This is a genomic window from Bacillus sp. A1 (assembly GCF_042296235.1).
Taxonomy (GTDB): domain Bacteria; phylum Bacillota; class Bacilli; order Bacillales; family Bacillaceae; genus Bacillus; species Bacillus velezensis.
This window is the reverse complement of sequence record NZ_CP141181.1, coordinates 3,258,834-3,276,491: the sequence shown is the minus strand read 5'-3', so window position 1 is coordinate 3,276,491 and position 17,658 is coordinate 3,258,834. Positions and strand designations below refer to the sequence as shown.

General features: G+C 48.7%; 13 protein-coding genes and 1 pseudogene. 6 read left to right on the top strand and 8 right to left on the bottom strand.

Features of this window, described 5'->3' with window-relative positions:
• Nucleotides 1-154: 154 nt before the first annotated feature.
• The 5 genes from U2H13_RS16160 to U2H13_RS16140 all read left to right on the top strand — a co-directional run bounded on the left by U2H13_RS16160 (nt 155) and on the right by U2H13_RS16140 (nt 9,340).
• The gene (locus tag U2H13_RS16160; RefSeq protein WP_007410017.1) at nt 155-763 is read left to right on the top strand and encodes a trimeric intracellular cation channel family protein; all 609 of its coding nucleotides are present in this window, start codon (nt 155-157) and stop codon (nt 761-763) included.
• Nucleotides 764-934: 171 nt separating this feature from the next.
• Complete coding sequence (gene helD, locus U2H13_RS16155) at nt 935-3,250, top strand: RNA polymerase recycling motor HelD (protein WP_280156896.1); 2,316 nt, start codon at nt 935-937, stop codon at nt 3,248-3,250.
• A 174-nt stretch (nt 3,251-3,424) separates the two neighbouring features.
• Nucleotides 3,425-5,233 carry an assimilatory sulfite reductase (NADPH) flavoprotein subunit gene (locus tag U2H13_RS16150; protein WP_022553786.1) on the top strand — a complete coding sequence of 603 codons (1,809 nt, stop codon included), beginning with the start codon at nt 3,425-3,427 and terminating at the stop codon, nt 5,231-5,233.
• A gap of 27 nt (nt 5,234-5,260) precedes the next feature.
• Nucleotides 5,261-6,976, top strand: a complete 1,716-nt coding sequence (gene cysI / locus U2H13_RS16145) for an assimilatory sulfite reductase (NADPH) hemoprotein subunit (protein WP_025649282.1) — start codon at nt 5,261-5,263, stop codon at nt 6,974-6,976.
• A gap of 348 nt (nt 6,977-7,324) precedes the next feature.
• Nucleotides 7,325-9,340, top strand: coding sequence for a Na+/H+ antiporter (locus U2H13_RS16140; RefSeq protein WP_160216585.1), 2,016 nt, complete (start codon nt 7,325-7,327; stop codon nt 9,338-9,340).
• Between the two features lie 36 nt (nt 9,341-9,376).
• On the opposite strand, the gene U2H13_RS16135 is transcribed toward U2H13_RS16140, so the two are convergent.
• A complete protein-coding gene (locus U2H13_RS16135; RefSeq protein WP_025853859.1) occupies nt 9,377-9,862 on the bottom strand; it encodes a hypothetical protein in 486 nt (161 codons plus the stop codon).
• Between the two features lie 221 nt (nt 9,863-10,083).
• Between U2H13_RS16135 and U2H13_RS16130 the strand changes: the two genes are divergently transcribed.
• Entirely contained in the window at nt 10,084-10,914 is an 831-nt protein-coding gene (locus U2H13_RS16130; protein ID WP_007410023.1) for an aldo/keto reductase, read from the top strand.
• A gap of 32 nt (nt 10,915-10,946) precedes the next feature.
• On the opposite strand, the gene U2H13_RS16125 is transcribed toward U2H13_RS16130, so the two are convergent.
• The 7 genes and pseudogenes from U2H13_RS16125 to modA all read right to left on the bottom strand — a co-directional run bounded on the left by U2H13_RS16125 (nt 10,947) and on the right by modA (nt 17,579).
• Nucleotides 10,947-12,092: an ABC transporter permease gene (locus U2H13_RS16125; RefSeq protein ID WP_014418874.1), complete on the bottom strand. Its 1,146-nt coding sequence runs from the start codon at nt 12,090-12,092 to the stop codon at nt 10,947-10,949.
• 1 nt (nt 12,093) lies between these two features.
• A pseudogene (locus U2H13_RS16120) lies at nt 12,094-13,188 on the bottom strand (ABC transporter permease).
• Nucleotides 13,189-13,211: 23 nt separating this feature from the next.
• Nucleotides 13,212-14,147 (bottom strand): ABC transporter ATP-binding protein, encoded by a 936-nt coding sequence (locus U2H13_RS16115; protein ID WP_014418872.1) that lies wholly within the window; start codon nt 14,145-14,147, stop codon nt 13,212-13,214.
• A gap of 119 nt (nt 14,148-14,266) precedes the next feature.
• A complete protein-coding gene (locus tag U2H13_RS16110; RefSeq protein ID WP_181445816.1) occupies nt 14,267-15,370 on the bottom strand; it encodes a sensor histidine kinase in 1,104 nt (367 codons plus the stop codon).
• Between the two features lie 5 nt (nt 15,371-15,375).
• Nucleotides 15,376-16,023, bottom strand: coding sequence for a response regulator transcription factor (locus U2H13_RS16105; RefSeq protein ID WP_115941043.1), 648 nt, complete (start codon nt 16,021-16,023; stop codon nt 15,376-15,378).
• A gap of 94 nt (nt 16,024-16,117) precedes the next feature.
• Nucleotides 16,118-16,801 carry a molybdate ABC transporter permease subunit gene (gene modB, locus U2H13_RS16100; RefSeq protein WP_121984701.1) on the bottom strand — a complete coding sequence of 228 codons (684 nt, stop codon included), beginning with the start codon at nt 16,799-16,801 and terminating at the stop codon, nt 16,118-16,120.
• Nucleotides 16,782-17,579, bottom strand: a complete 798-nt coding sequence (modA, locus tag U2H13_RS16095; RefSeq protein ID WP_040238895.1) for a molybdate ABC transporter substrate-binding protein — start codon at nt 17,577-17,579, stop codon at nt 16,782-16,784. The genes modB and modA overlap by 20 nt, the downstream gene beginning before the upstream one ends.
• Nucleotides 17,580-17,658 lie beyond the last annotated feature (79 nt).

Genomic DNA, 17,658 nt, shown 5'->3' with positions numbered 1-17,658 from the left:
AAATAGGAAAATACTCTCGCTCTCAGCCGTTGCGGGTGAGGTTGTCCCGGATTAGGAATCAGAATCTTTCAAAAATAAGGTTGATTTTAAGAGAAAGCGATTATAAAATCTAATGGTCGTCAGAAAATTTAACAAATAAAAAGGAGCATATGGAATGGCCTGGGAGCTGCTTAGTGTAATCGGCATCATTGCGTTTGCGGTCAGCGGAGCGATTGTTGCGATGGAAGAGGAGTATGATATTTTAGGCGTGTATATTTTGGGGATTGTAACGGCGTTCGGCGGAGGAGCCATCCGAAATCTGCTGATCGGTGTTCCGGTCTCCGCCTTGTGGGAGCAAGGCGCGTTTTTTCAAATCGCTCTCGCATCAGTTACGATTGTCTTTTTGTTTCCGAAGCTGCTGTTAAGGCATTGGAGTAAATGGGGCAACCTATCCGATGCCATCGGGCTTTCGGCGTTTGCCATCCAAGGCGCTTTATATGCCGTGAAAATGGGCCATCCGCTCAGTGCGGTGATTGCGGCAGCGGTCCTGACCGGCAGCGGGGGCGGCATCATACGGGATCTGCTCGCGGGCAGGAAGCCGCTTGTGCTCAAGGCGGAAATTTATGCGGTCTGGGCCGCGCTCGGAGGGTTAATCGTGGGCCTCGGCTGGGCCGGGGATGCCGCCGGTTTGTATGTGCTGTTTCTTGTGCTTGTGGCATGCCGCATCTGCAGTTATGTGTTCAGGTGGCGCCTGCCGAATCGTTCCTATCATATAGATCAGTAAAAAACCGATTTCACAAACGAAATCGGTTTTTTTTCATAACGGCTTCTGATAAAAAAAGACGCCCGATATGATAAGAAAAAGGGTATTTGACCATAATGCTGAATAATATGTTGCATATATGTTTGTATGATGAAAGCCGGATTTGTCAGCTTGATGTCGGAGGTGCCGCTGATGGCAAAACGTGATAAAGAGTGGAAAGAAGAGCAGGAAAGAATCAATTTTGTCATGAAGGAACTGGAACAGAAACAAACTCATCTTGAAGCCTCATCGGGCGGATTGAAGCAGGATATTGTGGGCTTGAGAAAAACGTTTTGGGATGATGTCACCGTGAATATGGATGATGCCCACGAAGCGGCTGAGACATTTTCAAGCATTAAACAGCAGGCAGAAATGCTTTCTGAACGTGAACGGACTCATCGGCTTCAATATCGGCAGCTTCAAAAAATCCAAAAGCTGAAAACCTCTCCTTACTTCGGCCGTGTCGATTTTACGGAAAAAGGGGAGTCCTCTTCCGAGCGGATTTATATCGGGCTGACTTCTTTGATGGATGAAAACAACGAGCAATTTCTCATTTACGATTGGCGCGCGCCCATCTCATCTCTTTACTATCAATATTCCCCGGGAAAAGCCCGCTATGAAGTTCCGGAAGAAACAATAGAGGGAGACATCACACTGAAGCGGCAGTTTATCATTAAAAACGGGACGCTTAAAGCGATGTTTAACACGGATATGACGATTGGTGACGAAATGCTGCAAGAGGTGCTGAGCGGCCATTCCGGACAGCATATGAAAAACATCGTGTCAACCATCCAAAAAGAACAGAACGAAATCATCCGGGATGAAAAAAGCAAATATCTCATTGTTCAGGGAGCCGCCGGAAGCGGGAAAACATCCGCGGCGCTTCAGCGGGCCGCTTACTTGCTATACCGCGGGCGCGGGGTGCTTGATGCCCGTCAGATTGTATTGTTTTCCCCGAACATTTTGTTCAACAGTTATGTGTCCGCCGTATTGCCGGAATTAGGAGAAGAGAATATGGAGCAGGCCACCTTTCAGGAATATATCATCCGCCGGCTTGGACGAAAGTTTGATTGTGAAAGCCCGTACGAGCAGCTTGAATATTGCCTGACTGAACAAAACCAGGACGCACTTTCCGTAAGGCTCGCAGCCATTGCTTACAAAGCGTCATCAGCTTTCCAGGCCATGATTGACCGCTATGCCGGCTCGCTTTCCGGCTCGGGCCTGATGTGTAAACAGATCAGCTTCCGGGGAGACATCCTGATTTCAAAAGAGCGGATTGAAGACTATTTTTATTCACTTGATCAGCAGCTGCCGATTCCGAACAGAGCTGAACTGACGGCGGAATGGCTTCTCGCGGAAATCAGCGCTCTCGAAAAAAAGGAGCGTAAGAAGGAATGGGTCTTGCAGGAGAGCGAGCTGCTTGATAAGGAAGACTATGCTGAGGTTTATCAAACACTCAAGAAGCAGGCGGCAGATGATAAACCTGTATTTGACGACCATCAGCGCGAACAGCGGCTGCTTGGCGCCATTATTGTCGGCAAAGCCTTTAAACCGATTAAGCAGGCCGTCAGACGGCTCGGCTTTCTCGATATAAAACGGATGTATCTCCGGCTGTTTTCAGACTGGGGAGCTGATGAAAAGCCCGATCATTGGGAGAGCATCGGCGCTTTGACCAGAAACGCATTTGCAGAACGGTCACTTCCGTATGAAGATGCCGCTCCGTATCTGTATTTGCAGGATCTGTTAGAAGGAAAAAGAAAAAACACACAAATGAAGCACGTCTTCATTGATGAAGCGCAGGATTATTCCCCATTTCAGCTCACGTATATTCAAAGCATCTTCCCAGCGGCAAAGATGACGGTGCTCGGTGATGTCAGCCAGTCGATTTATGCCCACACCATTACGGGCCCTTCTTCCCTCGCCGGCTGCTTTCGCAATGGTGCAGAAAAGTATGTCAGCCTGAAGCGGACTTACAGATCGACGCGGCAGATTGTTGAATTTACGAAAGCGCTGCTGGCTGACGGCGATGATATTGAGCCTTTTAACCGGAACGGGGAAAAACCTCGTGTTTTGCGGACGGATACAGAAAATGCGCGGCGGGAACAATTGGCGGATACAATCCGGGAGCTCAGACAAAAAGGCTGGGAGACGGTCGCCGTCATCTGCAAAACGGCCGCGGAAGCCAAAAAAGTGTTTCAGGCGGTCAGCGACGGGAGCGGTGTCCGCTTGATCAATAAAGAAAACCAGCCTTTTCAAAAAGGGGTATGCGTCATTCCCGTGTATTTGGCAAAAGGCATTGAGTTTGACGCCGTCATTGCCGCTGACGCCTCTGCTGCCCAGTACAAAAGCGAACATGACCGTAAGTTGTTATATACGGCCTGTACGCGGGCGATGCATCATCTGACCGTATTGTCTCCGGGAGAACCCTCTCCTTTTATAAAAGAAGTGCCCGCCGGCTTATTCGTGTAAGCCCTTTGCCAAGTGCAAAGGGCTTTTTATCATTAGTAATCTTAATCATTGTCATCATGATTATATATTTTACTTACATACAAACTTTCGGTAAAGTTTCAATTAGAATATTATTTTGACAATTCCTATAGAAATAACGTACGTTACGTTTAATTCCTTGTGAGGTGGATATCGTTGCAACTTCAGGTCATGAACAGTCCGTTTAATCAGGAGCAGGCAGAGCTCCTTAACCGCCTTCTGCCGACCTTGACAGAATCACAGAAAATCTGGCTGAGCGGTTATTTGGCTGCGGCCCGGTCCGAATCCGGTGAAACAGCCGCACCCGCTGCTCAGGCTCCAGCAGAAAGCCCGGCAGTCTCAAGAGAAGTGACCGTATTATACGGATCGCAAACGGGAAATGCGGAAGGTCTTGCGAAACAGACGGTAAAGACGCTTGAGGAACGGGGATTCCAGGTCACCGTCGCGTCGATGAACGATTTTAAGCCGAATAATCTGAAAAAAGTAAACAATTTACTGATCGTGGTGAGCACGCACGGAGAAGGCGATCCGCCGGATAACGCGCTGGCCTTTCATGAATTTCTTCACGGCAGACGCGCGCCGAAGCTTGAAGCGCTCCGTTATTCCGTTTTGGCGCTCGGGGACAGCTCGTATGAATTTTTCTGCCAGACCGGGAAAGAGTTTGACGAGCGTCTTCAAGAGCTCGGCGGCACCCAGCTTGCGCCGCGGGTTGATTGCGATCTTGATTATGATGAGCCGTTTTCGGAATGGCTTGACGCGGTCATCGGCGGTTTGAATGAAGGAGCGGGAAATCAAACAGCCGAAGCGCCTGCCGAGACGCCGGCTCTCGGTGAATCCGTTTATTCCAGAACGAATCCGTTTCGGGCGGAGGTTCTTGAGAACATCAATCTGAACGGACGCGGTTCGAATAAAGAAACACGCCATCTCGAGCTTTCGCTTGAAGGATCGGGCCTCGCGTATCAGCCCGGAGACAGCCTCGGCATCTATCCGGAAAATGATCCGGCGCTCGTGGATGAGCTGATCAATGAGCTGAAATGGGACCCGAAACAGGAAGTGGCGGTGAATAAACAAGGAGAGCGCCTCCCGCTGAAAGATGCGCTTACTTCTCATTTTGAAATAACCGTCTTAACAAAACCGTTCCTGCAAAAGGCCGCACAGTTTACGGCTGACCAAAAGCTGAGTGAACTTCTGGCCGAAGGAAACGAAGAGCAGTTAAAAGCATACATCAACGGCCGTGATCTGCTTGATCTCGTCCGGGATTTCGGTCCGTGGGAAGCTTCCGCGGAAGACTTTCTTTCCATCCTGCGTAAAATGCCGGCCCGGCTCTATTCGATCGCAAGCAGTTTAGAAGCGAATCCGGAAGAGGTGCATCTGACAATCGGAGCGGTCAGATATGACGCGCACGGCAGAGAACGAAAAGGCGTCTGCAGCATTCTTTGTGCGGAAAGACTCCAGCCGGGAGATACGCTTCCGATTTACATTCAGCACAACCAAAACTTCAAGCTGCCGGAAAATCCGGATACACCGGTCATTATGGTCGGGCCGGGGACAGGCATCGCGCCGTTCCGTTCCTTTATGCAGGAGCGTGAAGAAACCGGAGCTGAAGGGAAAACATGGCTGTTCTTCGGGGATCAGCACTTTGTCACTGATTTTCTGTACCAGACGGAATGGCAAAAATGGCTGCAAAACGGTGTTCTCACAAAAATGGACGTCGCTTTTTCCCGGGATTCAGAAGAAAAGGTATATGTGCAGCACCGCATGAAAGAACAAAGCAAAGAGCTGTATGAATGGCTGCAGCAGGGAGCCGCCGTATACATCTGCGGTGATGAACAGCATATGGCGCATGACGTGCACCAGGCGCTTCTCGATATCATTCAGGAAGAAGGCGGCATGAGCCGTGAAAAAGCGGAAAGCTTCCTGGCAGACATGCAGCAGAAAAAACGCTATCAGCGTGACGTATATTGATTTTGGTTTGAAAGGAGCTTATTCAGCATGGTGAACAACATTTTAAAAGCGCCGGAAGGCCCTCCAAGTGATGTTGAGGAAATTAAAGAAAAAAGCGATTATTTGCGCGGCACATTGAAAGAAGTCATGCTCGACCGGATTTCAGCCGGCATCCCGGACGAAGACAACCGGCTGATGAAGCATCACGGAAGCTACTTGCAGGATGACCGCGATCTCCGTAATGAGCGTCAAAAACAAAAGCTTGAACCGGCTTATCAGTTCATGCTGCGCGTTCGGATGCCAGGCGGCGTTTCAACTCCGGAACAATGGCTTGTCATGGATGAACTGGCGCAAAAATACGGAAACAATACATTGAAGCTGACAACGCGTGAAACGTTCCAAATGCACGGAATTTTAAAATGGAACATGAAAAAAACGATTCAGAAAATCAATGCGGCGCTGCTTGATACCATTGCGGCCTGCGGAGATGTCAACCGAAACGTCATGTGCGCTTCAAATCCGTACCAGTCTGAAATTCATGCGGAAGTATACGAATGGTCGAAGAAATTGAGCGATGACCTTCTTCCGCGCACGAGAGCCTATCATGAAATCTGGCTTGATGAGGAACGTGTGGCGGGCACTCCTGACACGGAAACGGAACCGATGTACGGGCCGCTGTACCTGCCGCGGAAATTCAAAATCGGAATCGCCGTGCCTCCGTCCAATGATATCGATGTCTTTTCTCAAGATCTCGGCTTCATTGCCATCGTGGAGGAAGGCCGTCTTATCGGATTCAACGTGGCAATCGGCGGCGGTATGGGAATGACGCACGGCGATACGGCCACTTATCCGCAGCTTTCAAAAGTCATCGGCTTCTGCAAACCGGAGCAGCTGTATGATGTAGCGGAAAAAACCATTACGATTCAGCGCGATTACGGAAACCGTTCCGTCAGAAAGAATGCCAGATTCAAGTACACCGTTGACCGTCTCGGGCTGGAAAACGTAAAAGCCGAGCTGGAAAACCGCCTCGGCTGGCAGCTGGATGAAGCGAAACCTTATCATTTTGACCATAACGGCGACCGTTACGGATGGGTGAAGGGTGTAAAAGGGAAATGGCACTTTACAATGTTTATCGAAGGCGGCCGCGTCACGGACTATGAGAATTACAAGCTGATGACGGGATTGCGTGAAATCGCCAAAGTCCATACGGGAGATTTCCGTCTCACTTCTAATCAAAACCTGATTATCGGCAATGTCTCGAGCCAGAAAAAGAAACAAATCAGCGCATTAATCGAACAATACGGTCTGACAGACGGCCGGCAGCATTCCGCCCTCCGCCGCAGTTCAATGGCTTGCGTCGCGCTTCCGACATGCGGGCTCGCCATGGCCGAAGCCGAGCGGTATCTGCCGAAATTGATTGATAAGATTGAAGACATTGTTGACGAAAACGGGCTGCGGGATGAAGAAATCACCATCCGTATGACCGGGTGCCCGAATGGCTGCGCCCGCCATGCGCTCGGCGAAATCGGATTTATCGGAAAGGCGCCCGGAAAATATAATATGTATTTAGGAGCGGCGTTTGACGGCAGCCGTTTGAGCAAAATGTACCGGGAAAATATCGGTGAAGAGGAAATTCTGAGTGAGCTTCGCACCATTCTCCCGCGCTACGCGAAAGAGCGTGAGGAAGGCGAACACTTCGGCGATTTCGTCATCCGCGCCGGCATCATTAAAGCGACGACAGACGGCACAAATTTTCACGAATAAGATGAGCACTTAAAACCAAGGATAGAGACACACTGACGGTGCGTTCTCTATCCTTTACTAAGCAGCATAAGCGCTGCACCGCGTCATGAAACAGATGACGATGCTTGCGAAAAAGCCTGTTTTCAGAGAAAACAGGCTTTTTCTTTTTCCGGAAAAAATGTAGCTGAAGGCAAAAAAAGTTCGCCGTGAGCACGTTATGAGAAATTTTAAATAAAAACGGGTAAAATAAAAGAAGAATGGTTGCGTACGGAAAATATATTGAATCTGCCCGATCATCGGCTCCGGCCTTTGGCAAAGGCAGAGAACAGGCAATAATGATATGATGCAGCAGATGAAGGAGGTCATGCTTTGGACATATTTTTAGTCGTACTCGTACTTTTAACCATCATCGCGATCTCAAATATCGTAAATCGGTTTGTCCCCTTTATCCCGGTGCCTCTGATTCAGGTGGCGCTCGGTATCATTGCGGCGTCATTTCCGCAGGGGCTTCATTTTGAACTGAATACCGAATTGTTTTTTGTTTTGTTTATCGCTCCGCTGCTTTTTAACGATGGAAAACGGACGCCGCGTGCGGAACTTTGGAATTTAAGGGCGCCGATTCTGCTGCTTGCGCTCGGGCTTGTGTTTGCCACGGTGATTGTCGGCGGTTACACGATTCATTGGATGATTCCGAGCATTCCGCTGGCTGCCGCGTTCGGGCTGGCGGCGATACTGTCACCGACTGACGTTGTCGCGGTCAGCGCGCTGTCAGGGCGAGTGAAGATGCCAAAAGGCATTCTGCGTCTCCTTGAAGGAGAAGGACTGATGAATGACGCATCCGGCCTGGTCGCTTTTAAATTTGCGATTGCGGCTGCCGTGACGGGCGCATTTTCGCTGGCGCAGGCCGCCTTCAGTTTCGTTCTGATTTCAGCCGGAGGTTTACTCAGCGGTGTCGTCATTTCTTTTTTGATTATCCGTTTCCGGCTGTTTTTGCGCCGCCTCGGCATGCAGGATGTCACGATGCATATGCTGATTCAAATTCTGACGCCGTTCGTCATCTATCTCGCTGCTGAAGAAATCGGCGTTTCCGGCATTTTAGCGGTTGTGGCCGGCGGCATCACGCATGCGGTGGAGCAGGACCGTCTTGAATCAACGATGGTCAAACTGCAAATCGTCTCTTCAAGTACGTGGAATATTATTTTGTTCATTCTGAACGGTCTTGTTTTCGTTATTTTAGGTGCGCAAATACCGGATGTGGTTTCTGTCATCTTTAATGATACCGCGTTTAACAATATGATGGTCATCGGGTACATTATCGTCATTACGCTGACGTTAATGATTCTCAGGTTTTTGTGGGTGCTGTTTTTTTGGAACGGCAAGTGGTTTTTTAACAAGGATCAGAGCATTTATAAACCCGGCCTGCGCTCGACCCTGCTGATTTCGGTTTCAGGCGTCAGGGGAGCGGTTACGCTTGCGGGTTCCTTTTCCATTCCGTACGTGCTCTCTGACGGCTCGCCGTTTCCTGAACGGAATTTGATTCTCTTTTTAGCCGCGGGCGTTATTATGTGCACATTGGTGCTGGCGACAATCGTACTGCCGATTTTGACAGATAAGCCGGAAGACAATGTGAAAGAGAAGAAAGTCAAATTGCTGACAGCGAGACGGAAGCTGATAAAAGCTGCCTTAACCGCCATTAAAGAAAATATGAATGAGACAAACAAAACGGCTTCTTTTGCGGTCATTGCCGAATACAATGAGAAAATGAAAAATCTCAGGTTTCAGCAGTTCACCGTCAAAAACCGCACGAAAAAAGATGAGCGGAAAGTCCGCGCCCAAGGGATACAGGCTGAACAGGAAGAATTGCTGCGGCTGATTGAGCGGGGCGACATACCGGAAGAAACGGCTGACAGCCTTCAGGAACGGTTTGATGAACTGGAAGTGCTGTATACGAATCCGTTTAAAGTCGGCTTATCTAAGAAAAAGCTGAAACGCCTGATGTACTGGATCTTTTTCGGTGAACAAAAAAAGCCGGAAATGTCGATTTTAAATGAAGAAGGCCTCATCCGCACCACAAGGGTTAAAACGGCAAAAGCGGCCATTGAAAGCCTGAAAAAACACATGACTGAAGAAAATAAAGATGTGACGCTTGCCGTCATTTCCTTTTACAATCACTTGATTTTCAGGCTGGGGCACTCGTATCACGAACAGAATCCGAGCCGCCGTTTTGAAAATCAAAAACTCGAAATCAAACTGCGGGCCGTACAGGCCATCCGCAACGAAATCCAAACATTATTCGAAGAGCGGGAAATTTCCCGCGACATGTCGCATGAGCTTCGCCAATACATCAATGATGTGGAAGCGGCCATGCTTGACGGAGATGAATAAAAAAAGTCCGGCATCTGTTCGCCGGACTTTTTCAGATTACGGACGATGGAATTCGACGTGATCGCCGTCGCGGTCAAACCAGCCTCTGAAGGCCCAGTTGATCCAGCCGCCATCTCCTTTGTTGGTGAAGCTTCCGTCTTCAAACACCCAAATGCCGTACGTGATGCCGTCATAAACGGCGGAACCGTAAAACTGAACGCCGTTAAAATGATCTTCATATTCCTGGCTTAAATTAAACACCATGACATTATATTTTTGTCCGGAAGCGTAGAATGAAGATTCCATTAAGTTTTTGACGAAGCCGTCACGGTTTTGCGCCGACTTAATCGCGTCAGCAATCGAATTGCCGATGCCGAGCAGGTCAACATCAATGTTTAATCCGACATCTTTTGCTGAGACATCTGATGTTTGCTGAGCCAAGTTTTGAGGGGCCGGGTTTTCTTTTGCGGATACAAAGGACAGAGGAGTCAGAGACAAAGCGGCGCCAAGGGCAACGGACATCGGGATACGCATACGTTTCATATGATTTCCTCCTTCAATTGTGTGGTGGCTACAGTAGCGATTTACCCGGACAGTTACCCGATTAACCGGAATTTTTGAAAAATAGGAAAATAATAACGTTGGTGGTGCTTGGGCACTAAAGATGGTTTTTGTTATAACGATGAGCGTATAATTGGTTTCTTACGGCGGAAATGTGAGATAATAATAACCGTTTACATAATGACTAGAAAGGATGGTTCAACGTGGCAAAAAGCTTAAAAGATACTGTAAAGCTTCATAATGGCGTTGAAATGCCGTGGTTCGGCCTTGGCGTCTTCAAGGTGGAAAACGGAAGCGTAGCGGCGGACTCCGTCGAAGCGGCAATCAGAAACGGCTACCGCAGCATTGATACGGCGGCTATTTATAAAAATGAAGAGGGTGTCGGCGAAGGCATCAGAGCTGCGGGCGTTGCCAGAGAAGAGCTGTTCATTACGTCAAAAGTGTGGAATGAAGATCAGGGATACGAAACGACACTTGACGCGTTTGAGAAAAGCCTTGAGCGCCTCGGCCTCGATTACCTCGACCTTTACCTGATTCACTGGCCTGGCAAGGATAAATATAAAGACACATGGCGCGCTCTTGAAAAGCTGTACAAAGACGGCAAAATCCGCGCCATCGGCGTCAGCAACTTCCAAGTGCATCATTTAGAAGAGCTGCTGAAAGATGCTGAAATCAAGCCGATGGTCAACCAGATTGAATTCCACCCGCGCCTGACTCAAAAAGAAGTAAGAGATTTCTGCAAAGCGCAGGGCATTCAAGTGGAAGCTTGGTCTCCATTGATGCAGGGACAGCTCCTCGATAACGAAGTGCTGTCACAAATTGCGGAAAAACATAACAAATCAGTTGCTCAAGTGATTTTGCGCTGGGATCTTCAAAACGAAGTCGTTACCATTCCGAAATCCATTAAAGAGCACCGCATCATAGAAAATGCCGATATTTTTGATTTCGAACTGTCACAGGAAGAAATGGAAAAGATCAGCGCATTGAACAAAGACGAGCGTGTCGGCCCGAATCCGGACGAGCTTCTGTTCTAAGAAAAAACAGCCCTTTACGGGGCTGTTTTTCTTTACATGAATGTCTGTGTCTGACGTTTTACGCTGAACCTGTATGCGGCTATTAATAACAGGGCGGCGGCGAAGGCTCCCAAAATGATGATGTTCAGCACCAGGCTTTGGAGCGTGCGGCCGTGCTGCAATTGATCGACCGTATCGAGCACCCAGCGCTGAGGCAGAAATTCGGCGATTGTCTGCACCGTTTTCGGCATAATATTGCTCGGAAAGAAGCAGCCGGCGAGCAAGCATGTCGGCACGACGATCAAATTCAAAAGCGCCGATGTTGAAGCGCTGCTGTTGGAAAAACCGACGGCAATAAAGGCGATTCCGATCGCGCTTAATGCAAACAGCATCATCAGGACGAACAGCTGCCACAGCGGGAATGACGGATGAATATGAAAAGCGGCGCCCATAAAGAGAACGGCGAATAGAATTTGGACGGCCATGATAATGATATTCACCGCCGCGTTTGCCAGTACATACTGCTTTGATGTGATCGGCGTTGACAGAAGCCTGTAGTACGTCCTGTTTTCCCGCTCTTTAATCATCAGTTCCGTCAGGTTGCCGGCGGAATAGAGCATAATGATAATGAGATACCCGATGACTGAGTAAGTCATTTCTTTATGGTTCGATGTATCTTGTAAAACAGCGGACTCCGTTTGAATCGGAGAATGCTTGAAATCGGCGTACATCGCCTGAAAGGCCTTTGCGTCCCCGCCGGAAGATTTGCCGATTGAGGCGGCGCTGTTCATATAATTGTACAAATAAGAGCTGACATATCCGGTGACCTGGGCGCCTTTCAGCGAGGTCATGCCGATGTGAGCCGGTTTCCCGTCTTTTACGCTTTGGGAGAAGCCTTTTTCAAACGTAATGAGCGCCTCCATTTTTCCTGAAGCGATCTTGGATGTGGCGGACGCAGCCGTTTCCTCCGAAATCTTCACATGATCCAGTCCTTTTAAAAACGTGACCGTATCCTGTGCCACTTCTCCGCCGTCCTGATTGAGAATGCCGATATTGAGCGTTTCGGCTCCGCCGTTGGCATTGGTCATGAAAGAGAGGAAGACGCCGATCAGCGGAGCCCCGATATAAAGAATAAGCTGTTTTTTGCTTTTTGTAATCCCTTTGAGAGTGTGTGCAAACAGCCACCAGAAGTTTTTCATATTACAATCCCTCCCGTCTTTGAAACGTAAATGCGGCGATCAGCAAAAAGAGTGCCGCCAATGCTGTATTTAAACCGAGTGCAGGTCATGCCGCTGATACATCATTTGCGTAAATGATGTTGTTAATCGCCTTATTGATCCATGATAAGGGCGACAGGACGGAAATTCCTCCGCCTTCATATTTGTAATAGGCGCCGCCGATAATGGACATCACCTGAACGATGATGACGGTGATTAATCTGGCGCTTTCGGGTTTTCTGGTCAAATAGCTCAGGCTGAGCCCGAAGCTGACGGCCAAAAGAATTTCAGAAACGAGAATCAGAAGCACAAGGCCCATGTGGCTGCCCCAATTCGCTTTTAAGATAAATTTGCTGAAGGCGACAACGGCAAGAATCGTCAGAACATTCACAGCCAAAATGCCGAGCATCTTTCCGAGAAAGATATCGCTTTTCCGGAGCGGAGCGGCGATCAGGCGATCCGCGGTGTGCCGTATTCTTTCCCCGCGGAATAAGGTGCTTGCAAAAATCGAGGCGTACAGCCCGATCATCGTCGTCATGGATATCGCGTAAAAATCTTTCGCTTTCGGTTCTTTCGCTTTGTGTAAAGACGTCTGCTTCATATAATCGCTTTTGATTTGTCCGGCGGAAGGCGCCTTATGCGCCTTGTAAGCGGCGGCGCCTGCTTTGTATTGATTGGTAAAAGCGGTCAGCATGCCTTGGACGATCGTGCCGTTTATGCCGCTCCGGTCATTTGTATAGACTTGAAAACCGGTGTTTTTTACAGTGACGAAAGCATCCGCCTGATTTTCTCGAACCTCGTTTTTGCCTTTTGCCTCCGTGTCCGCTTTTTGAAAATAGACATGCTCTTTTTTGGCGGCTTTCATAAACTCAGTAAAATAATGAGAAAGAGGGCCGTTTGACTGGTCCGTATATACGACCTTGATGTTTCCGACCGTCACCTCTGAATCAAAGGCGTTTGATAATGCCGCAGTAAAAATCAGCATGAAGACGATCGGAAAAGCAAGCATGAAAATAAAAGTCCGTCTGTCGCGGAAACTGATTTTGATTTCTTTCACGGCGATGTGCAGAATATTCATTTGCAATCCTCCTTTCAATGGGGTCAGTCGCGCAGGCTTCTGCCTGTCAGCGTGAGAAATACCGTTTCTAAGTCAGGGGCCTGTTCCTGCAAGGAGCGGATTTCAATTCCTTTGTCCATGAAGTACCGGATCAGGCGGTTTAAATTGTTCACCCCTGTGTCAGAGCTGATTTTCACGCTGTTTTCTTCCAGTGCGGCGGCTCTGACGCCGGGCAGCTCCTGAATATCGCCGAGGCTGATGCCGTTTCCGGATGAAAGCTCAATCACGACGTCCTTCGTGTCGGTAATGATGGAGGTCAGCTGTTCTTTTGTGCCTTCTGCGATGACTTTCCCGTGGTCAATGATGGCGATGCGCGTGCATATTTCTTCCACTTCCTCCATGTAGTGGCTCGTGTAGATGATCGTGCAGCCCATTTCATTCAGCTTTTTCACTGACTGCAGAATATAATTTCTTGATTGCGGGTCAATACCGACCGTCGGTTCATCCATGATGATCAGTTTCGGCCGGTGGGCAAGGGCGCAGGCGATATTGAGCCTGCGCTTCATTCCGCCGGAAAAATGCTTCGGCAAATATTTGTGTTTATCGCTCAAGCCCACGAATGTCAGGGCTTCCTCGACCCGTTCTCTCAGAGCCGCCCCTCTCAGGCCGTACAGCCCGGCGAAGAACTTCACATTTTCATAGGCGTTTAATTCTTCGTAAATCGCGAGGTCCTGAGGGACGATGCCGATATTCATTTTCGTTGCTTTGCTATATTTGAAAATATCTTTTCCGAGAAACAGAATGTCTCCGCCTGAAGGTTTTAAAAGACCTGAGATCATATTGATCGTCGTGCTTTTTCCGGCTCCGTTTGCGCCGAGAAACCCGAAAATCTCACCTTCTTTTACGGCAAGCGACATCTGGTCAACGGCGGCATAATCACCGAATTTCTTACTCAGCTGTTTGAGCTCCAAAATGTTCATGTTTCCACCTCTATGTCTTATGATGCTCTTATTATAAAAAAAAGAATGAACGGCCGTTAGTGCAGCTGTTCATTCCTTTGACATGAGAATCTTCATATTTTTCACATGAAAATATTCACTTATTCAACCGGAAGCAATGTCGTGACGGAAAAACCGGCCGTGCCGTCAAAAATAACGGTTCCGTGCAGGACGGCCGCCCGTTCTTCCATACCGAGCATGCCGAGGCCTTTTTTAAAGCGGACGGCGCCGTTTCCGTTATCTTTCACTTCCGCTTTCACGGCTTTGTTCAGCACATGGATATCAATGAAAATCTGCGTGGCATCGGCGTATTTCATTGCATTGGTCAAGGCTTCGGTTACGTTTTCCTGAATGACTCTCCAATGCATTTGCGTCAGCCTGTCCAAATCGCCTTGATGCGTAAACGGAACCGGCATGCCGTTTTTGGCCGAAAATTCATCAATAAACGTTCTTAATCTGTGAATGCCCATTTGTTCAGCGGGCGGTTTCATATTTTTCAGCGTTATGCGGATATCCTCTATGCCTTCTTTGGAAATGGTAATGGCGTTTTGGAGCAGTTCAGCCGCTTTGTCCGGATGGGAGCCGAGCATCCGCTTCGCCGCTTCCATCTGAATGAGCGCGCCTGTCATGGAATGGCCGATTTTGTCATGGATGGCTTGGGACAATCTGTTTCTTTCTTCGAGTTTGCCGGTATACTCCGATTGTTTGATATATTCTGTGCTGCTGTGCAGCTGTTTCGTCAGTTTTTCAATGCTTGAGCGCATGCTGTCTGACTGCTCTTCATATTTTTTCAGCCGGTCGCTGGACCGGGCGGCCAAAACGAATATCGCCAAGCAGAACAAGGTCATGACGATATAAGTCGGAAGGTCGCCGTACGGGATAAATAAAAACGGCAAAAACACGAGCAGGCAGAACACATAGCGGTGAACCGGATATTCGGCAAGAACGGCAAAAATGGCGGGCGGCAAAAGAAACAGAAACGCCGGATGGCCTAAGGCGGAAAGCCAAGCAGTCAATGCAAGCGCCATGAGGGTGATCCCGCGCCTCCAAGCGGGCGGCCTGATCATGCAGACCGCAATGCCCAAAGACAGATAAAGCAGCAGAAACAAGACGGCGTACGGCGTGTAAGGGCGGTCTGCCGATACGAACAAAAAAGCCGTATAAAAAATGGCGATCAGTCTGCTCATCAGCATCCAAAAATCCATACCGTTCAACGCCCGTCATCCACCTTCCCGGTGATATAAAAAATGGCGATCTGCGTTCTGTGCTCAAGCCCTGTTTTCCCTAAAATAGATGAAATATAATTGGCCGTCGTCCCTTCAGAAATGAAAAGTTGTTTTGAAATTTCCCTGTTCGACAGTCCTTTCGCAATAAGCGACATGATGCTGAGCTCTCTTTCAGTAAACTGGCTTTCATCAATCTGATGCGCGGCTTCGGCCGGCCGGAAAAGGCTGTCTTTTATTTTATCCAGCACGGTGTCCTGAAGAATGCTGTGCCCGTTGAAAACGCTTTTGATCGCATCGCGTATCCGTTCCGGTTCGGTATTTTTTAATAAATATCCTTTCGCGCCGTTTTTAATCGCTTCTAAAATATACTCATCGTCGTCAAATGTCGTCAGGATCATCGGCTTCGTATCCGTTTCCTCCGCGATCCGTTTTGCGGCTTCGACGCCGTTCATCACCGGCATGCGGACGTCCAACAAGGCGATATCGACGGGATTGTGTTTACAATACTCTGCCGCCTCCAGGCCATTTTCCAACGTTGCCGATACAGTAAATTCCTCATATGTATGCAAAATGATTTTCATTCCTTCTCTGATGAAAGAATTATCATCCGCGATAATGACATTAATCTTCATGGCCGCACCCTTTGTGTGTTTTTTGTTTCATTATATACCATCCGATTTTAAATCAAAAAGCCTTCCGGCGAAAGGTGCGCGGAAGGCGGATCGGTCAAGCGGGTTTTTTCAATTGGATGAAAAACAGCATCAGAAAAGAAATGATCACAATACAGATCACCCACACCCAGGCGAGTGTTTCATTGCCGGAGTCCATCGCGACGTAAATCGCTGTCGGCAGTGTTTGGGTGACGCCGGGAATATTTCCCGCAAACATTAAAGTCGCCCCGAATTCACCTAGCGCCCTTGCAATACTGAGAATGCTTCCGGTCAAGAGGGAGGGAAAGGCAAGCGGGACGGAAATACGGGTGAACACCTGCCACCTGCCGGCTCCGTCTACTTTCGCCGCACCCTCGATGTCGGCATCAACCGCGGCGAAGCCCGTTTTAGCGGACTGATACATAAGCGGGAAGGCAACAATGGCCGAAGCGATCACCGCGGCCGACCACGTGAAAATGACGGGCTGGTGAAAAATCCGCTCAATCGCCCGGCCGAAAAAGCTGTGTTTTCCGAAAATGATAATGAGAATGAAGCCGACAACGGTAGGCGGAAGAACGAGCGGGAGCATAAACAGGGTCTCCACAGCCGTTTTTCCGGGAAATCGCGCTTTCGCCATCCAGGCGCCGGCAAGCGTCCCGAGAATGATGACGGCGATGCCCGATGCCAAAGCCACCTCAAACGACAGTACGACGGGAGTGAAAAATTCCGAAGCCGTAATGTTACTTGGCAGTAAATCCATATTTCTTAAACACTTTCATCGCTTCATCTGACTGCAGATACTGATAAAACGCTTCTGCTTCTTTACGGTGCTTTGTATCCTTGACGATGCCGAGCGGATAAACGATCGGATCGTGCGTTTTCGCCGGCGCTTCATCGGTGATTTTCACCTTTTTCGAAATCAGCGCGTCTGTTTTATAGACAAGCCCGGCATCGACATTTCCGGTTTCAACATAAGAAAGCACCTGGCGCACGTCTTTTGCATAGACGACTTTATCCTTTACCTTGTCCCACAGGGATAATGCCGTCAATGACTGTTTGGCGTATTGTCCGGCCGGAACGGATTCAGGCGTGCCGAGCGCGATTTTTTCCGCGCTGTCTTTTTTCAGGTCATTCAGATGTGTCAGGTGTGCGCTGTTTTTCTCAGGCACGATCATGACGAGATCATTTTTCAAAAGATCCGTGCTGTCCTTTTTATCGATATCTCCGTCATGAACGAGCTTTTCGAATTTATCTTCGGCTGCCGAGAAGAATAAATCAGCTCCCGCGCCTTGTGAAATTTGTTTTTGCAATGTGCCTGATGATCCGAAGTTGTCTTGAATGGTTACGTTTGAATGTGATTTTTCGTAGTTGGTCTGGATTTCTTCAAGTGCATCCTGAGCGCTGGCTGCCGCAGAAACGGTCAGCGTGACTTTTTCGTTTTGTCCGCCTTTGGAGGATTGTCCGGATGAGCAGCCCGCAGTTGCGAGGAAAACGGCCATAGCCGCAGTTGTGAGTAGTGTCGCTTTCTTTTTCAACATTGTGCACCCCTTATAGCTAAATATCATTAGATCAAACTAATTATAACGCAATTGTACGTAATGGTGCGGTTTTTTTTCA

Excerpts from the sequence above, each read along its gene's own strand:
- U2H13_RS16125 (WP_014418874.1), bottom strand. The coding sequence starts at position 12,092 with ATGAAAAACTTCTGGTGGCTGTTTGCACACACTCTCAAAGGGATTACA.
- modB (WP_121984701.1), bottom strand. The coding sequence starts at position 16,801 with ATGGATTTACTGCCAAGTAACATTACGGCTTCGGAATTTTTCACTCCC.
- U2H13_RS16110 (WP_181445816.1), bottom strand. The coding sequence starts at position 15,370 with ATGGATTTTTGGATGCTGATGAGCAGACTGATCGCCATTTTTTATACG.
- helD (WP_280156896.1), top strand. The coding sequence starts at position 935 with ATGGCAAAACGTGATAAAGAGTGGAAAGAAGAGCAGGAAAGAATCAAT.
- modA (WP_040238895.1), bottom strand. The coding sequence starts at position 17,579 with ATGTTGAAAAAGAAAGCGACACTACTCACAACTGCGGCTATGGCCGTT.
- U2H13_RS16105 (WP_115941043.1), bottom strand. The coding sequence starts at position 16,023 with ATGAAGATTAATGTCATTATCGCGGATGATAATTCTTTCATCAGAGAA.
- cysI (WP_025649282.1), top strand. The coding sequence starts at position 5,261 with ATGGTGAACAACATTTTAAAAGCGCCGGAAGGCCCTCCAAGTGATGTT.
- U2H13_RS16160 (WP_007410017.1), top strand. The coding sequence starts at position 155 with ATGGCCTGGGAGCTGCTTAGTGTAATCGGCATCATTGCGTTTGCGGTC.
- U2H13_RS16135 (WP_025853859.1), bottom strand. The coding sequence starts at position 9,862 with ATGAAACGTATGCGTATCCCGATGTCCGTTGCCCTTGGCGCCGCTTTG.
- U2H13_RS16115 (WP_014418872.1), bottom strand. The coding sequence starts at position 14,147 with ATGAACATTTTGGAGCTCAAACAGCTGAGTAAGAAATTCGGTGATTAT.